Genomic DNA, 15,482 nt, shown 5'->3' on the forward strand with positions numbered 1-15,482 from the left:
GGTCAGCGCTTGTTCTCGGCGTAGTCCTTGGCGTGGCCCAGGGTGGCGCGGCTGTTGGCGCTCAGCGCACCGCGGACGTACTCCCGGGCGTCGGCGACGCTCGCGTCCGGGCCCAGGACCGCGGTGATGTTCGCCGTGTTGAGGACCACGGTGTGCTGCGAGGTCACCGCGACGCCGCTGCCGCTCTCCGCGAACGTCCAGCGGCCGGTGTGCAGGGTCATCAGCGCGGGCAGGGTGACCTGCTTGTACGCGATCATGTGGTGCGGGAAGACCACCCGGTACGACTTCGTGGTGTGCGTCGAGCCGTCCTTGGCGCGCGTGTCCATCTCCAGCACCTGGAGCCCCGGGGTGTCCTCCGAGAAACGGACGGAGGCCACGTGCGGCAGCCGTTCCGCCCACAGCCCGGCCTCGTTGACGAAGTCGTAGGCGTCCTTGGCCGCGCCGGCCACCTCCACGGTGTCCTCGAAGGAGAACGTGATCTCCTCGGAGGCGTGGGCCAGTTCGATGTTGGTCTTCAGCGCGGCCAGCTCCGAGCGCGAGTTGCGGTCGACGGCCTCGTCGATCCACTTCAGGCCGTCCGGGTCGTCGTCGACGGCCCGGTAGTCGTGCAGCAGCCGCACCCGCGAGGACGTCCCGGACAGCGGCTCGATGATCCACGTGCCGCCCATGGCGGCGACCGGCGGGGTGGAGACCTCCTGGCGGAACGTGATCCGCAGGCTCTCGGGGTCCAGGGTGCGGCGCGAAGTCCAGTTCTTCGCCTCGCCGTTGGCGGTGGCCCAGATGCGGATGCGCTCCTCGCCCGCGCCGCGCTCGACGTGGTCGACGTACAGGGTGGGCGGGAAGATCCGCGGCCAGTTCTCCACCTCGGCGATCAGCCGGTAGACGGCGGCGGCCGGGGCCTCGACGGTGATGGCGTGCTCGACCTGACGGGTCGTCATGACGTGTTCCCCTCCGTGTCTCAGAAGTTGCCCAGGCCGCCGCAGACGTTCAGCGCCTGGGAGGTGATGGAGGCGGCGGTGTCGGACGCCAGATAGCCGACCAGGCCCGCGACCTCGTCCGGCGTCGAGTAGCGGCCGAGCGGGATCTTCGCCTGGAACTTCTGGAGAATGGCGTCCTCGCTGGTGTCGTACGCGGTCGCGTAGCCCTGGCGCACACGCTGCGCCATCGGCGTCTCGACGTAACCGGGGCAGACCGCGTTGACGGTGATGCCGGTGGGCGCCAGCTCGTTGCCGAGCGCCTTGGTGAGGCCGACCACGCCGTGCTTGGAGGCCGAGTACGGGGCGCCGAGCACCACGCCCTGCTTGCCCGCGGTGGAGGCGATGTTGATGATCCGGCCGCGGTCCTTGTCGCGCATGCCGCCCGCGGTGAGCACCTCGCGCGTCATCAGGAAGACGCTGTTGAGGTTGGTGTCGATGACGTCGAACCAGAGTTCGTCGGTGATGTCGGCGGTGACTCCGCCGCCGGAGCGGCCCGCGTTGTTGACGAGTACGTCGATCGTGCCGAAGCGCTCGACGGCCTGGCCCACGAACCGCTTGACGTCCTCCGCGGAGCGGACGTCGCAGGGGGCGCCGTCCACCTCCAGCCCGTCATCGAGGAGTTCCTTGACCGTACGGGTCACGCTGTCCTCGGTACGGGCGCAGAGGAACACCCGGTGGCCCTGCTCGGCCAGCAGCCTGGTCACCGCCAGGCCGATGCCGCTGGTCGCGCCCGTGACGAGGGCGACCTTCGGGTTCTGCTGCGTCATGTCTGTCTCCTGGAGAAGGGATGGGAGGCGCAAAGAGGCGATGGGGGAGGCGCTGGGGAGAAGGCGCGCCGCCGGTTCCCGCCGGGGGCATCGACGGTGACCGGCGGAAACCGGCGGCGCGGTCCGGGGCCGGGCTCAGCCGATCTCGGCGGGCACCAGAAGGGCGTTGACCGCCTCGATCAACTCGCGCGGAGTCCTGGAGTCGGTCAGCGCGTCGTCGTCCAGGGTGATGTCGAACTCGCGCTCGATGCGCCCGCCGGTCTCCAGCATCGCCAGGGACTCGTAGCCCAGCGACTCGAAGTCGGTGTCGGCGATGTCCCCGTCGAGGTCGGCGGCTTCGTCCGCGCCGGCCCCGTCGCGCAGGATGCGCCTGAGGTCGTCGAGGGTGAACTCGTGGGAGGGCATGGGTGAGTGTCCTTTCGTCGCTTGGGTGGGGAGTCGGGTCACGCCGGTCCTCCGCGAGCCGGGTGACCGTCGCCGCTCGCCGGAGGGCAGGGCCCTATGCGGCGGCGCGCACCACGACCGCGGAGTTGAAACCGCCGTGGCCGCGGGCGATGACCAGGGCGGAGCGCACGGCGGCGGTCCGTTCCTGGCCGACGACCAGGTCGAGGTCGTGCTCGGGAGCGGGGGAGACGCCGATGGACGGCGGGATCACGCCGTCGCGCATCGCGAGGAACGCGGCGGCGAGGTCCAGGGGAGCCGCTCCCGAGTAGAGGCGCCCGGTCATCGTCTTGGGCGCCGTCACCGGCACCGCGCGGGCCCCGAACACCTCGGTGATCGCCGCCGCCTCGATCCGGTCCAGCTCGGGGATCGCGGCCGCGTCGGCGAACACCACGTCGATGTCGCGGGGCGTGGCCCCGGCGTCGGCCAGGGCCAGTTCGACGGCCTTGCGCAGACCCGAGGGACGCCCGCTGCCCGGCCGGGGGTCGAGTGTGGAGCCGTATCCGGCGATCTCGCCGTAGATCTGCTTCGCGCCCCGGGCCCGGGCCTGCTCCAGTTCCTCCAGGACCAGCAGGGCGCCGCCCTCGCCGGCCACGTGGCCGCTCGCCGCGGCGTCGAAGGGCAGGTAGGCCCGTTCCGGGTCGTTGTTCGTGCTCAGCCGGTTGCTCGCCATCTGGGCGACCCAGCCCCAGGGGCAGATCGAGGCGTCGACGGCGCCCGACATCACCAGCCGGGTGCCCTTGCGGATCTGCCGCCGCGCCTGGGCGACCGCGTCGAGCCCGCCCGCCTGGTCGCTGACGACCACGCCGCTCGGGCCGCGCATACCGTTGCGGATGGAGATCTGGCCGCTGTTGACGGCGTAGAACCAGGCGAACGACTGGTAGGCGCTGACGTACCGGCTGCCCTGACTCCACAGGGCCTGCAACTCCCGTTGGCCGAACTCGAAGCCGCCCGACGAGCTGGCCGTGATCACGCCCATCTCGAACTCGGGCAGCTCCCCGGGGCGCACCGCGGCGTCCTCGAACGCCCAGTCGGCGGCCACCAGGGCGAGCTGGGTCATCCGGTCGGTCTGCGGCAGCAACCGGCCCGGCAGATGCTCCGCCGCCTCGAACCCCTCTATCTCACCGGCCAGTTGGCTCGGATACTGGTCGGGGACGAAACGTGAGATCCGGCCGATGCCGCTGCTTCCCTTGCGGGTCGCCGCCCAATAGGCCTCAGCACCCAGGCCGTTGGGCGCCACCACGCCCAGCCCGGTGACGGCGACCCGGACGCGGGACGCGCTCATGCGGCCCTCCGATCGGGACGGGCGAGCACCATGGCGCTCTGGAATCCGCCGAAGCCGCTGCCCACGGACAGCACGGCGTCGGTCCTCCAGTCCCGCGCGGTGAGCGGCACGTAGTCGAGATCGCACTCGGGGTCGGGCGTGTGCAGATTGGCGGTGGGCGGCACGACGTTGTTCTCCATCGCCAGCGCGCTCGCGGCGATCTCGATCGAGCCGATGGCGCCCAGCGAGTGCCCGACCATCGACTTGATGGAGCTGACCGGCACGGCGTACGCGTGCTCGCCGAGGCTGCGCTTGAACGCGGCGGTCTCGTGCCGGTCGTTCTGCTTGGTGCCCGAACCGTGCGCGTTGACGTAGTCGACCGCCTGCGGGGCGAGCCTCGCCTCGTCCAGGGCGACCCGGATCGCCTCGGCCATCTCGCGACCGTCGGGGCGCAGACCCGTCATGTGGAAGGCGTTGCTGCGCGTGGCGTACCCGGCTATCTCCGCGTACACATGGGCGCCGCGCCGCCGCGCGCTGTCCAGTTCCTCCAGTACGAATACGGCCGAACCCTCGCCCAGGACGAACCCGTTGCGGGTCCCGTCGAACGGGCGGGAGGCGTGCTGCGGGTCGTCGTTGTGCGATGTGGTGGCCTTGATCGCGTCGAAGCAGGCCACGGTGATGGGCGAGATCGGGGCGTCGGCCGCGCCGGCCACCATGACGTCGGCCGATCCCTCGCGGATCAGCTCGGCGGCGTAGCCCACGGCGTCGAGGCCGGAGGTGCAGCCGGTGGAGACCACCGTGGTCGGGCCCTCGGCGCCCACCGCCCAGGCCACCTCGGCGGCGAAGGAGCTGGGCACCAGGTAGTTGTAGAGGTGCGGGACCGCGTACTCGTGGTCGACGAGTTCGAGCCGTCCGCTGTCGCTGACGGTCCGGTACTCCTCGTCGAGCCCCATCGTCGCGCCGACCGCGCTGCCGATGGTCACGCCGGTGCGGTGCGGGTCGAGGGAGTCGAACTCGAGTCCGCTGTCCGCCACCGCCTCCCGCGCGGTGACCACCGCGAACTGCGCGGCCCGGTCCATGCGCCGCACCTCCTGGGCGCCGAGACCCAGCAGCTCGGTGTCGAAGTCGACCTCGGCGGCGACCTGCGAGCGGAACGGGGACGGGTCGAAGGAGCTGATGCGCCGCGTCGCGGTGCGCCCGTCGGACAGCAGGCTCCAGAAGTTCTTGGCGCCCACGCCGCCGGGCGCGGTGACGCCGATGCCGGTGATGACGACCCGTCGGCCGTACGGCCCACTCACAGCGAGGTCCAGTGGTAGAAACGCTGTGCCATGGCATCGGCGGGGGAGCGCCAGGTGGCGGGGTCGTAGGCGGTGATGAACGGCTTGAGATCCTCGCTGATCCCGACGAACCGGGGGTCCTCCTTGGCCGCTTCGATCCGTTCGCCGCCGTCCTCGGAGTCGAAGTCCTGGAGGTGGAAGTAGAGGCCCCGGTACGTGAAGAGCTGTCGGCGCCGGGTGCCCATTCTCTGCGGCATGTCGGTGCCGTCGAACTCGCCGAAGAGGCGGGCGACGTCCTCGGCCGAACGGGGTTCCATCCGGGCCACGATCAATGTGCTGTGCATGAGTGTCTCCTTGTCAGGACTGCTGGGTGCCGGACGGGCCGAACCAGCGCTCCAGTGCCATGGGCAGGTCGTGATGGCTGCCCGGTGCGGCCCAGGCCACATGCCCGTCGGGACGCACCAGCACCGCCGACGTGCCGGCGAGCGGACCGTCGGCCGCCACGCCGTGCGGCTCCGCGGTCACGATGTCCACCTGGCCCGACCACCCGGCCGCGCGGTCGCGGAGGACGCCGTTGTCCGCCAGGTCGAGCAGCAGGCCCCGCCCCGCGCGCAGCAGTTCGGTGCTGCTGGTCTTGCCCCGGTCGCCGACCAGCTCCAGGTGCGGCATCCGCAGACCCAGCAGCGGGTGGTGGCCCCGGCCGACGTCGTAGCGGATCTCCAGGCCGCTCACCATGCCGGCGAGATGGCGGCTGACCTCCTCGTACCGGATCAGTTCCGCCAGCACGTCGCGCAGCGGCTGGACCTCGTCGCCGCTGAGGAAGAGCAGGCCCTGTGCCTTGGTGTTCATCATCAGCCGCTCGCCCACCGCGTGCCGTTCACCGTGGTAGGTGTCCAGCAGTTCCTCGGGGGCGGTGCCGCGGACCACGGCGGCCAGCTTCCAGCCGAGGTTCACGGCGTCCTGGATGCCGGTGTTCATGCCCTGGCCGCCGGCCGGCAGATGGATGTGCGCGGCGTCCCCGGCGAGCAGCACCCGGCCCCGCCGGTACTCGGTGGCGAGCCGCGTCGCGTCGCCGAACGCGCTGACCCATTCGTGCTCGGCGTGCGAGATGTCGATGCCGGTGATCCGCTGCCAGGCCGCCGCGACCTCCGCGTACGAGGGCGGCTCGGTGCGCCGGCGGGGCGGCGTGCCGCGCTCGCAGACGATGATGCGGGTGACGCCGCGGTCGCCGAGCGGGCCGCACATGACCATGCCGCCGCTGTACGTCTCGCCGATCAGCCGCGGTGCCAGGTCCACGCCCTTGATGTCCGCCAGGAACATCTCCATGGTCGCCGCGGTGCCCGGGAAGTCGAAGCCGGAGGCCTTGCGTACGGTGCTGCGGCCGCCGTCGCACCCCACCAGGTAGGAAGCCGTCAGCCGGCTCTGCTCGCCTCCTGGACCGCGTACCTCGGCCTCGACGTGGTCGCCGTGGTCGTGCAGGGTGACCAGTTCGTGGCCGCGCCGGAGGTCGGTGCCGAGCTCGCGCACCCAGTTCTCGAGCAGCGTCTCGGTGTCCGACTGGGGCACGGTCTTGGCGGCCTGGTGAATGCTGTCGAGGATGCCGAAGTCGACCGGCAGACCGCCGAAGTGGCCGGCGTTGCTGGTGCCCATGTCGCCGAAGCGGTGCAGCAGTCCGCGCTGGTCGAAGACCTCCATCGTCCGGGTCGTGAAGCCGAGCCCGCGGGATTCGCCGGTGCGCTCCTGAAGCCGGTCCAGCACGATGACGTCGACTCCCGCAAGCCGTAGTTCCCCGGCGAGCATGAGTCCGGTGGGACCTGCGCCGGCGACGATGACGGAAGCGTCCATGGATGTGTCCTCCGGGGCTTCGGAATGGTCGATACGACGAAGCGGCGCACCGGAATGGGACATCGGTGCGCCGCTTGATGCTTTTCTGCAGTGACTGTGTGCGGTGACTGAGCACCCGGTGAATCGACACAGTGCTGCGGAAGCTAATGAAGAGCTTCTTCGGAATCCTCGCGGATGTCAACACCCTTTTTCCAGTGCAACGACACGTTTGAGTCAGGGATTTGTCAAGCGTGCTTTTCGGGGTACGGCGAGGGTCAACAAAAAAAAGGGCTCCACCAGGGGCGGTTCACCCTGGTGGAGCCGTTTGGCGGTTTCCGTCGGCGCGGGCCTCTGTCAGGCGCGGGCGCCGAGCGACGCGTGGACGTCCTGCTCGTGGTAGTAGGTGCGGCCGCTGACGGCGCGGCGGCGCCACCGGGCCTCGCTGGCGTGGCGGTAGACGCTGCCCGGCGCGGTGCCCCACAGCGCCGCGATGTCCCGGGCCGTCATCCAGCGCACGGCCGGCTCGGTGCGCTCCGCGCCGGGCCGGCCGTCCCGGCGCAGCCACTCCTGCCCGGACCACCGGTGTGCCGGCGCGGTGTCGCAGCCGACCTCCACCGCGGGGTCGGCGCCGCCGGGCCGGGCCGTCGCGGTCAGGGTGCCCCCGCAGTCCGGCACGACACAGTCGCCGACCGGGACCCGGCGCCGCGGCGTCGGGTCGATGACCCGGCCGGCCCGGCGTACACACCGTGCCACCTCGGCGGACAGCTCGCCGGCGGCCTCGTGCTGGAGGAGCCAGGCGGAGTGCCGCAGCAGAAAGTCCGTGATCTGGGCCGGGGTGTCGGGCGGGGCGGCGACGCCCCGCTCCTGGACCACCAGCGCACCCCAGGACCGCAGGGTCCCGACGATGCCCGAACGGGCCTCGGCGGCCGCCGTGTTGAAGGGCAGGCCCGATGCCGAGCCGCCGCCGGACGTGCGGTCGCGCGGTTGGTCGGCGCCGGTGAGCAGCTGTCCGCACTCGTCGTGCAGGCGCGGGAGCCGCCGCAGGTCGCGGGTGAGACGGAGCCGGCAGGTCGGGCAGAGCCGGGTGCCGGCGACGGCCAGTTCCCGGGCGCGCCCGCCGGTTTCGAGGCGCCGGCACGCGGCGCCGTCGCACTCCGTCGGTTCCGAGGTCGTCGTACGAGTGGTCCGTGTGGTGTCCGCGAATTTGTAAGTCATTTCCCCCACCGCTTCTAAGTGGGGCGAATCTATTTCCGCAATTGGTGAACGGACAAGCAAAGGCCCGCTTCATGTAATTTCTCTGTAGCGGGCCTACGGTTTTCCGCACCGACCTGTCCTGGCGATGTCCTCAGATCGACAGGCGCGCCGCGATGCCGTCGAGGACGGAGTCCAGACCGGCCTCGAACTGCCACTGCTGATCGTCCTTGCGCCGGGCCTCGCTGATGTAGCGCGCGTACATCGGGAAACGGCCCGTGCTCATGAGCCAGGCCATTTGCGAGGCCAGTCCGGCACGGGCCTCCTCCCGGGTGGACCAGCCGCGGACGCGCAGCATCTGCGTCAGCCCGACCTCCGTGTCCACGGCGCCGTGCACATAGGCGGTGAGGGTGCTGTAGACCGCCATGGCGGTGTCCGCGTCGAGTCCGAGGCCGTCGAGCGCGGCCAGAACGGCCTCGGGCACCGCCAGCTGGTTCGGGGTCGGCGCGCACCAGGTCGCCCGCGTCACCCATGAGTGCCGCAGCAGGACCTCTCTTATCCGCAGGGCGACGGACCGCATGGTCGCGCGCCAGCCCTCCTTGCCGTCGGGCAGTTCCAGCTCCGCGTACACGAAGTCGACCATCAGCTCGAGGAGCTCGTCCTTGCCGGTCACGTAGCGGTACGCGGCCATGGGGGCGACGCCGAGTTCGGTGGCCAGGCGGCGCATGGTGACCGCGTCGAGTCCCTCCGCGTCGGCGACGCCGACGGCGACCTTGGCGATCCGCAGGGGAGTGAGGGTGGTGCGCGGGGCGGGCGTCGGCTGTTCGAGGCGCTCCCACACGGAGACGTGGTCCTTGTCCTCGCTCGCTGCTGGTCTCTCCTGGGCGGCCATCGCTTCGGTTCCTTCCGACGAACGGTGCTGTGTACAGCGTATCAGTAGTGGACAACGTACACTCGGCTGTGTACGTTGTACGAGAACGATACGGCGTACACACACCGAGGAGTCCTCCATGGCCGACGAGACTGACGACACCCTCCGGACCGCGGTGATCATCGGCAGCACCCGGGACGGGCGGTTCGGTCCGGTCGTCGCGGACTGGATCGCCGGACACATCGCCCAGCGCGAGGAGATGGAGGTCGACCTGATCGACCTCGTCGAGACACCTCTGCCCACCGTCTTCCCGGCGTTCGGGCAGGCCCCCAGTGACGAGGTCGTGGCCCAGCTGGGCGCGGTGTCGCCGCGGCTGGCCCGGGCCGACGCCTTCGTGATCGTCACGCCCGAGTACAACCACAGCTTCCCCGCGCCGTTGAAGAACGCCGTCGACTGGCACAACGAGCAGTGGCACGCCAAGCCGGTCGGGTTCGTCTCCTACGGCGGCCTCGCGGGCGGCCTGCGCGCCGTCGAACAGCTCCGTGTCGTGCTCGCGGAGCTGCACGCGGTCACCATCCGCAACACCGTCAGCTTCCACAACTACGCCGAGGTCTTCGGCGCCGACGGAAAGCCGACCGACCCCGGCTGCGACGTCGCGGCCAAGGCGATGCTCGACCAGCTCACCTGGTGGGGCCAGTCCCTGCGCGAGGCCAGGCGCGTCCGCCCGTATGCCGTCTGACACCACGTCACTCGTGCCCTGGGGGCAGCGATGAACGACCGCCCGACCGACACTCCCGCGCCCGACACTCCCGCGCCCGACCGGCCCGGTCTACCCCGGCTGGGCGTCTTCGGACTGATGCTCGGCATCTTCCTGGCGACGCTCGACGGACAGATCGTCAGCACCGCGCTCCCCACGATCGTGGGCGACCTCGGCGGCCTCGACCACTTCTCGTGGTCGGTGACGGCGTATCTGCTCACCATGGCCGCGTCCACTCCCATCTGGGGCAAGCTGGGGGACCTCTACGGCCGCAAGGGCGCCTGCATGAACTCCGTGGCCCTCTTCCTGGTCGGGACGGTGTTGTGCGGCCTGGCGCAGAGCATGGGACAGCTCATCGCGTTCCGTGGCCTCCAGGGCCTCGGCGCCGGTGGCCTGATGGTCGGCGCGCTCTCGGTCATCGGCGCGGTGGTGCCCGCGCAGGACCGCGGCCGCATCCAGTCGACGGTGGGCGTCATGATGCCCGTCGCGTTCGTCGGCGGCCCCCTGCTCGGCGGATTCATCACCGACTACATGAGCTGGCGCTGGGCGTTCTACGTCAACGTGCCCATCGGCCTCGTCGCGCTGCTGGCGATCGCCAAGGGTGTACGGCTGCCCGCCGGCCGCGCCACGGGACGGATCGACTACCTCGGCACGGCCCTGCTCACCACCGGCATCCTGGCCATCACCCTGCTGGCCGGCTGGGCCGGCACCACGTACGCCTGGACGTCCTGGCAGATCACCGGGCTCGCCGTGGTCGTCGTGCTGAGCCTGGCCTGGTTCGTCCGGGTGGAACTGCGCACGGCCGAACCGATCACGCCGCCCCGGCTCTTCGCACGCCGGGACTTCACCCTCGCCCAGGTACTCAGTTTCCTGGCCGGCGCCGTCCTCTTCTCCGTCGTCAACTACCTCCCGCAGTACATGCAGTTCGTCCAGGGCTCCTCGTCGACGGCCAGCGGCCTGCTCATCCTGCCGCTGATGCTCGGCATGCTGACGGCCCAGCTGATCATCGGGCGGCTGATGGACGGCGGCGGCCTGGACCGTGCCGTGCCGCTCACCGGCGGCGCCGTCACCTTCGCCGGGGCGCTGCTGCTGCTCCTGCTCGGCACGGACACCCCGCTCGTCGCGGCCTCCGCGCTCACCCTGGTCATCGGGGTGGGAGTCGGGGCCCTGATGCAGAGCACCATGGTGACCACCATGAACAACGCGACCCCGCGGGACATGGGCGCGGCCACGGGCACGGTCACGCTGGTGCGCACCATCGGCGGCTCCCTCGGGGTCGCCGTGCTCGGCGCCGTACAGAGCAGCCGCATGAGCGACGTGCTGGCCGAGCGGCTCGGCTCCGGCACGGCGGAGCGGCTGACCGCAGGCGGCGGACTGACCCCGGCGCTGCTGAAGGACATGCCGACCGCGATGCGCGACGCCGTCGAGGACGCCGTCAGCAGCGGTCTGCACGGCGTCCTGGTAGGCGCGGCGGTCCTGTCCGCGATCGCGTTCGGCACCGCGTGGTTCGTCCGCGCGACGCCGACCCCCGAGGCAGCCGCGACGCCTGCCGCCGGGACGCCGACCGCCGGAGCCGGGGTCGGCGCCGGGAAGGACTCCGCCCTGACCCCTCCCGGGGACTGAACGCGCCCCCGACAGGGGTCAGGTCCCCACCCACCCAAGCTGCCGACCGCACGGTCCGAATCCCCCGTCGCCGTGCGGTCGGCCCTCATCGAAGGCGAACACCATGCCCAAGAATTCCGTCGAACGTGTCAGGGACGTCCTGGTGCGTCCGTTCTCCCTGGGAGGCCTCACGCTGCCCAACCGCGTCGTGATGGCCCCGATGACACGCGAGTTCTCCCCCGGCGGCGTTCCGGGCGACGACGTGGCGCGGTACTACGCCCGGCGGGCGGCCGCCGGAGTCGGTCTGATCATCACCGAGGGCACCCTCGTCGGCCATGACTCGGCGGGCAGCAGCGCCCGGGTTCCGCACTTCTACGGCGACGAGGCGCTCGCCGGCTGGTCGGCTGTGGCCGAGGCCGTCCATCAGGCGGGCGGCCGGATCATGCCGCAGCTGTGGCACGTCGGCATGGACCGCGTCGCGGGCAATCCGCCGGTCCCCGACGCCCCGCGGATCGGCCCCTCGGGCATCGCCCTGGACGGCACGAAGTCGGGCCGGGAGATGACCCAGGCAGACATCGACAACGTGGTCGCCGCCTTCGCCACGGCCGCGGCGTCGGCCGAGGCGCTGGGCTTCGACGGCGTCGAGATCCACGGTGCCCACGGCTACCTGATCGACCAGTTCCTGTGGTCCCACACCAACCGGCGCACCGACGCATACGGCGGCGACATCGTCGGCCGCACCCGCTTCGCCGCCCAGGTCGTGGCCGCCTGCAGGGAGAGCGTCTCCGACGACTTCCCGATCTCGTTCCGGCTCTCCCAGTGGAAGCTGAACCACTATCAGGCGCGGGTCGCCGAGACGCCGCAGGAACTGGAGGCCATGCTCGGCCTGCTGACCGACGCGGGCGCCGACGCCTTCCACTGTTCCACCCGGCGCTTCCACCTCCCGGAGTTCGAGGGTTCCGACCTCAACCTGGCGGGCTGGGCGAAGAAGCTCTCCGGCAAGCCCGCCATCAGCGTCGGCTCGGTGGGCCTCAGCAACGAGTTCCTCCAGGTGTTCCAGGGCGAGCAGGCCACGGTCACGGACATCGGCGAGCTGCTCGACCGCATGGAGCGCGACGAGTTCGACCTCGTGGCGGTCGGCCGCGCCCTGCTCGGGGATCCCGAGTGGCTGGAGAAGGTCCTCGCCGGACGCGTCGACGAACTCACCCCCTTCCATGCGGGCCTCGTCGGCAGCCTCCACTGAGCCGTACGGCCGCCTGCCCGACCGCAGGCCGATGATCCCGTCGCCCCGGAGGACCTCCGGGGCGACGGGCCGCTCAGGTGCAGCAGATGTGTACGTAAGTCCGGTGCCACCGCGGCCGCCCGCGTGCTTGCATGTCCGGAAAATCGGAGGATCCAGGTGAACCCACGCTTGTTCGTTCTGACGTCGGCGACGTTCGCCGTCGGCACCGACGGTTTCCTCATCGCGGGGATCCTGCCCGACATCTCCCGATCCCTCGACGTCTCGGCGTCGGTCGCCGGGCAGTTGGTGACCTTCTTCGCGCTGGCCTACGCCCTGCTCTCGCCCGTGCTGGCGGCGGCCACGGCGTCCTGGCCGCGGCGTCGGCTGCTGGTGACCGCGCTGCTGGTCTTCACCCTGGGGAACGTGATCGTCGCCGTCGCTCCCGTCTACGGCGTCGCCATGGCCGGCCGGCTGGTGGCCGCCGCCGGGGCCGCCGTGGTGACGCCGGCCGCCACCGTCGTGGCGACCGGGCTCGTCCCACCGGAGCAGCGGGGCAGGGCGCTGGCCCTCGTGGTGGCGGGACTGAGCGCGGCGACCGCGCTCGGCGCTCCGCTGGGCACCGCGCTCGGCGGCGCGGGCCACTGGCGGCTCTCCCTCTGGGGAGTGGCGGCCCTCGGCGTCGTCGCGGCCCTCGGCGTCGCGGCCCTGCTCCCGGAAACGCCCCGGCCGCCGGCTGTCGGCCTGCGCCGACGGCTCGCGCCCCTGCGCGACATCCGGATCGCCACGGTTCTGTCGACGACTCTGCTCACCCTGACCGGGCTGTACACCGTCTACACGTACATCAGCCTCTCCTTCGACCGGGCGACCGGCGGCAGCGGCAACCGCCTCGCGCTCCTGCTCGTCGTCTTCGGCCTCGCGGCCACGGCCGGCAACCTGACCGCCGGCAGCCTGACCGACCGCTTCGGCACCCGCAGGGTACTGACCGTCGCCCTGCTGGCCTGCGTCGTCGACTTCGCGTTGATGCCCTGGAGCGGGTCCGGCCTGCCGAGTGCGCTGCTCGCCGTCGCGGTGTGGGGCGTGTGCGGCTTCGGCGTGCTCGTCCCGCAGCAGCACCGGCTGATCTCCGTGTCCGGCGCGGGAGCTCCGTTGTCGATCGCGCTCAACGCGACCGCGACCTACCTCGGCGTCGCGCTGTCCGGTGTCATCGGCGCGGCCGGTCTCCATCTCGTGGGCGCCCATCGACTCGGTCTGATCAGCGTGGTGTTCCTCGCCCTCGGCCTGTGCAGCGCCGAGCTGGCGCACAGGATCATCCGGCGCCGGGAGGAGTCCGCGACGGCGTCGGCCGACGGCGCCGTGCCCCTCCCCGACTCCCCGAGCGGGGCCGTCCGTTGACCGGATTCACACATCACGGCAATTTCTCCATGCGGCCATAGAAAATCGCGACCAGGTCTTGCTACGGTAGCGGGAAGCTCCGGTTACGGGACCGGTTTGAATTTCCCGGTTCTTACGGGAACAGCCCCGGTCGAGCGGCCATCGAATCCATGAGATCCGGTCAACGGCCCCGCCCCGGACGGAGTGGCTCTCCGGCGTTGCCCCGACAGTCGCCGATCAGTACTGATCCGGTGATCTACCGCGCACGCCGCACGAGGTTGCACGCTTCCTGGGGACGCCCGATCCGCTCCCCGCTGGTCAGCAAGGGGGACTGTTGTACGCCCTACTCTCTGAAACCTGGCGTGAGACGACCGACGACAGAGAGGAATCCGGACAGGAATGGAGACGCATCAGCTCACTCATCGGTGAAAGCGGAGCCAACTGGGTCGAAGATCCCGTGCGTCGCATCGAGGAACTCACCGACCGGGAATTCGACGTCTTCATCCTGCTCGGCAGAGGCCTGTCGAACCAGGGGATCTCGACGTCGCTCTACGTCACCGAGCGCACGGTGAAGTCGCATGTCACGCGCATCCTCGCCAAGCTGCAACTGGACTCGCGGCTGCAGGCCGGCCTGGTGGCCCAGGCCTACACGCACCGGGTCGCGAGCAACTCCGCTTAGTGCAACCGTCAAGTGTACTTTGGTCCGGTGCGCTGCCCGCCGGTCCGATGGTTGACTCCTGGTGTACATATACACGCTCCTCAAGTCTCGTATTCCGCAACAGATTTCACGGTTCAAGCCGAGTGGAGTGAAAACGGGGATGACGGCAGAGGGATCGGCGATTCTCTTTCCGGGACAGGGTGGATTCGACGGTGCGGCGCTCAATGCCGCCAGAATGAAGTATCAGCAAGTCGGCGAGACTTTCAAGGCCGTTGACGCGGTGGCGGAGGAAACATTCGGTAACGCGGTTTCCGCCGTACTCTTCGACGGTGCTCCGCTCACCGCGGACGACCTGGTGAAACAGCCCGTCTGGGTTTCCCAACTGGCCGTCTACGCAAGTGATGTCGCTGCCTGGCGCATTCTGCAGGAGAACGGAATGCGACCGCGGATCCTCGTGGGCCACAGCATGGGCGAGATACCCGCGCTCGTCGCCGCCGGGGCGTTCTCCGTCGAGGACGGCGCGCGCGTCGTGGCGGAGCGGCTGCGCGCCCTGGAGGAGGCGGACCTGCCGGCGGGAAGGATGGCGGCCCTGACGCTCGACGGGCAGCGGACCCGGCAGCTGCTCGACCTCCTAGACGACCCGGCCGTGGTGGTGGCGGCCGAGAACCACGACCGGCAGACGGTGATCAGCGGCCCCGAGCACTCCGTCGCCGCCGCGCTGCGGGTGGCCCGCGAACTGAACGCCGGGGGCATGCTGCTGGCCTCGCCGTTCGCGTTCCACAACCCGGCGCTGGAACCGGTGCGGGCGCCGTTCGCCGCCCGGATCCGCGGCCTGCTCCGGCAGGCCCCGGCCACGGACGTGTACTCGCCGATCCTGCGCCGCGCCTACCGGGCGGACGACGACCTCGCGGCACTGCTCGCCGAACACCTGGTCCGGCCGGTCGACTTCCGCGGAACGGTACGCGGTCTCTACGACGACGGCGTCACCACGTTCGTCGAGGCGGGCGGCCTGGGCTCCCTCGGCCGGTGTGTCGCACGCGTCCTGCCCGACGCCGGCGACCTCACGATCCGCTCGACCTTCACTCTGGAGGCGGACGGACGGCTCGCTGTGGAGCGGGCCCTCGCCGGCCTGCCCGGCGGTGACGCACCCGACACCTTCGAGCGGTTCTGGGCCACCTACGGCACGCGGCTCGTCGCACGTGTCCGGGCGGGACTGGCCGCCTCCGCCGGTACCCCCGCGGGCCCGGCGGAGCCGGAACC

Annotated in this window: 15 protein-coding genes; 6 read left to right on the top strand and 9 right to left on the bottom strand. The window is 70.9% G+C overall.

The window, feature by feature from the left end; all coding sequences use genetic code 11:
• Nucleotides 1–2: 2 nt before the first annotated feature.
• The 9 genes from N4G66_RS41500 to N4G66_RS41540 all read right to left on the bottom strand — a co-directional run bounded on the left by N4G66_RS41500 (nt 3) and on the right by N4G66_RS41540 (nt 8,633).
• The gene (locus N4G66_RS41500) at nt 3–938 is read right to left on the bottom strand and encodes an aromatase/cyclase (protein ID WP_261709493.1); all 936 of its coding nucleotides are present in this window, start codon (nt 936–938) and stop codon (nt 3–5) included.
• A gap of 20 nt (nt 939–958) precedes the next feature.
• A complete protein-coding gene (gene fabG, locus N4G66_RS41505; RefSeq protein ID WP_261709494.1) occupies nt 959–1,744 on the bottom strand; it encodes a 3-oxoacyl-ACP reductase FabG in 786 nt (261 codons plus the stop codon).
• 135 nt (nt 1,745–1,879) lie between these two features.
• Nucleotides 1,880–2,149, bottom strand: coding sequence for an acyl carrier protein (locus tag N4G66_RS41510; protein WP_261709495.1), 270 nt, complete (start codon nt 2,147–2,149; stop codon nt 1,880–1,882).
• A gap of 94 nt (nt 2,150–2,243) precedes the next feature.
• On the bottom strand, nt 2,244–3,470 hold the full coding sequence (locus N4G66_RS41515; protein WP_261709496.1) for a ketosynthase chain-length factor: 1,227 nt from the start codon (nt 3,468–3,470) through the stop codon (nt 2,244–2,246).
• Entirely contained in the window at nt 3,467–4,747 is a 1,281-nt protein-coding gene (locus N4G66_RS41520) for a beta-ketoacyl-[acyl-carrier-protein] synthase family protein (RefSeq protein ID WP_261709497.1), read from the bottom strand. The genes N4G66_RS41515 and N4G66_RS41520 overlap by 4 nt, the downstream gene beginning before the upstream one ends.
• Nucleotides 4,744–5,070, bottom strand: coding sequence for a TcmI family type II polyketide cyclase (locus N4G66_RS41525; protein WP_261709498.1), 327 nt, complete (start codon nt 5,068–5,070; stop codon nt 4,744–4,746). The genes N4G66_RS41520 and N4G66_RS41525 overlap by 4 nt, the downstream gene beginning before the upstream one ends.
• Before the next feature lie 13 nt (nt 5,071–5,083).
• On the bottom strand, nt 5,084–6,571 hold the full coding sequence (locus tag N4G66_RS41530) for an FAD-dependent monooxygenase (RefSeq protein ID WP_261709499.1): 1,488 nt from the start codon (nt 6,569–6,571) through the stop codon (nt 5,084–5,086).
• Nucleotides 6,572–6,904: 333 nt separating this feature from the next.
• A complete protein-coding gene (locus N4G66_RS41535) occupies nt 6,905–7,765 on the bottom strand; it encodes a hypothetical protein (RefSeq protein WP_261709500.1) in 861 nt (286 codons plus the stop codon).
• A gap of 130 nt (nt 7,766–7,895) precedes the next feature.
• Entirely contained in the window at nt 7,896–8,633 is a 738-nt protein-coding gene (locus N4G66_RS41540) for a TetR/AcrR family transcriptional regulator (RefSeq protein ID WP_261709501.1), read from the bottom strand.
• Nucleotides 8,634–8,751: 118 nt separating this feature from the next.
• On the opposite strand from N4G66_RS41540, the gene N4G66_RS41545 reads away from it, so the two are divergent.
• The 6 genes from N4G66_RS41545 to N4G66_RS41570 form a co-directional block, all read left to right on the top strand.
• The gene (locus N4G66_RS41545; protein WP_261709502.1) at nt 8,752–9,351 is read left to right on the top strand and encodes an NADPH-dependent FMN reductase; all 600 of its coding nucleotides are present in this window, start codon (nt 8,752–8,754) and stop codon (nt 9,349–9,351) included.
• Between the two features lie 30 nt (nt 9,352–9,381).
• Nucleotides 9,382–10,992: an MDR family MFS transporter gene (locus N4G66_RS41550; protein WP_261709503.1), complete on the top strand. Its 1,611-nt coding sequence runs from the start codon at nt 9,382–9,384 to the stop codon at nt 10,990–10,992.
• 103 nt (nt 10,993–11,095) lie between these two features.
• Nucleotides 11,096–12,214, top strand: coding sequence for an NADH:flavin oxidoreductase (locus N4G66_RS41555; protein ID WP_261709504.1), 1,119 nt, complete (start codon nt 11,096–11,098; stop codon nt 12,212–12,214).
• A 168-nt stretch (nt 12,215–12,382) separates the two neighbouring features.
• Nucleotides 12,383–13,585, top strand: coding sequence for an MFS transporter (locus N4G66_RS41560; RefSeq protein WP_261709505.1), 1,203 nt, complete (start codon nt 12,383–12,385; stop codon nt 13,583–13,585).
• 436 nt (nt 13,586–14,021) lie between these two features.
• Nucleotides 14,022–14,243: a response regulator transcription factor gene (locus tag N4G66_RS41565; RefSeq protein WP_261709506.1), complete on the top strand. Its 222-nt coding sequence runs from the start codon at nt 14,022–14,024 to the stop codon at nt 14,241–14,243.
• Between the two features lie 214 nt (nt 14,244–14,457).
• Nucleotides 14,458–15,482: ACP S-malonyltransferase (locus N4G66_RS41570; RefSeq protein WP_261709507.1), on the top strand; the 1,025-nt coding region annotated here is incomplete at its 3' end.

The organism is Streptomyces rhizosphaerihabitans (genome assembly GCF_025399795.1).
GTDB lineage: Bacteria > Actinomycetota > Actinomycetes > Streptomycetales > Streptomycetaceae > Streptomyces > Streptomyces rhizosphaerihabitans.

What these genes read in the sequence shown, in the direction of transcription:
- N4G66_RS41530 (WP_261709499.1), bottom strand. Translation starts at nt 6,571, where the DNA reads ATGGACGCTTCCGTCATCGTCGCCGGCGCAGGTCCCACCGGACTCATG.
- N4G66_RS41550 (WP_261709503.1), top strand. Translation starts at nt 9,382, where the DNA reads ATGAACGACCGCCCGACCGACACTCCCGCGCCCGACACTCCCGCGCCC.
- N4G66_RS41515 (WP_261709496.1), bottom strand. Translation starts at nt 3,470, where the DNA reads ATGAGCGCGTCCCGCGTCCGGGTCGCCGTCACCGGGCTGGGCGTGGTG.
- N4G66_RS41555 (WP_261709504.1), top strand. Translation starts at nt 11,096, where the DNA reads ATGCCCAAGAATTCCGTCGAACGTGTCAGGGACGTCCTGGTGCGTCCG.
- N4G66_RS41510 (WP_261709495.1), bottom strand. Translation starts at nt 2,149, where the DNA reads ATGCCCTCCCACGAGTTCACCCTCGACGACCTCAGGCGCATCCTGCGC.
- N4G66_RS41535 (WP_261709500.1), bottom strand. Translation starts at nt 7,765, where the DNA reads ATGACTTACAAATTCGCGGACACCACACGGACCACTCGTACGACGACC.
- fabG (WP_261709494.1), bottom strand. Translation starts at nt 1,744, where the DNA reads ATGACGCAGCAGAACCCGAAGGTCGCCCTCGTCACGGGCGCGACCAGC.
- N4G66_RS41540 (WP_261709501.1), bottom strand. Translation starts at nt 8,633, where the DNA reads ATGGCCGCCCAGGAGAGACCAGCAGCGAGCGAGGACAAGGACCACGTC.
- N4G66_RS41545 (WP_261709502.1), top strand. Translation starts at nt 8,752, where the DNA reads ATGGCCGACGAGACTGACGACACCCTCCGGACCGCGGTGATCATCGGC.
- N4G66_RS41500 (WP_261709493.1), bottom strand. Translation starts at nt 938, where the DNA reads ATGACGACCCGTCAGGTCGAGCACGCCATCACCGTCGAGGCCCCGGCC.
- N4G66_RS41525 (WP_261709498.1), bottom strand. Translation starts at nt 5,070, where the DNA reads ATGCACAGCACATTGATCGTGGCCCGGATGGAACCCCGTTCGGCCGAG.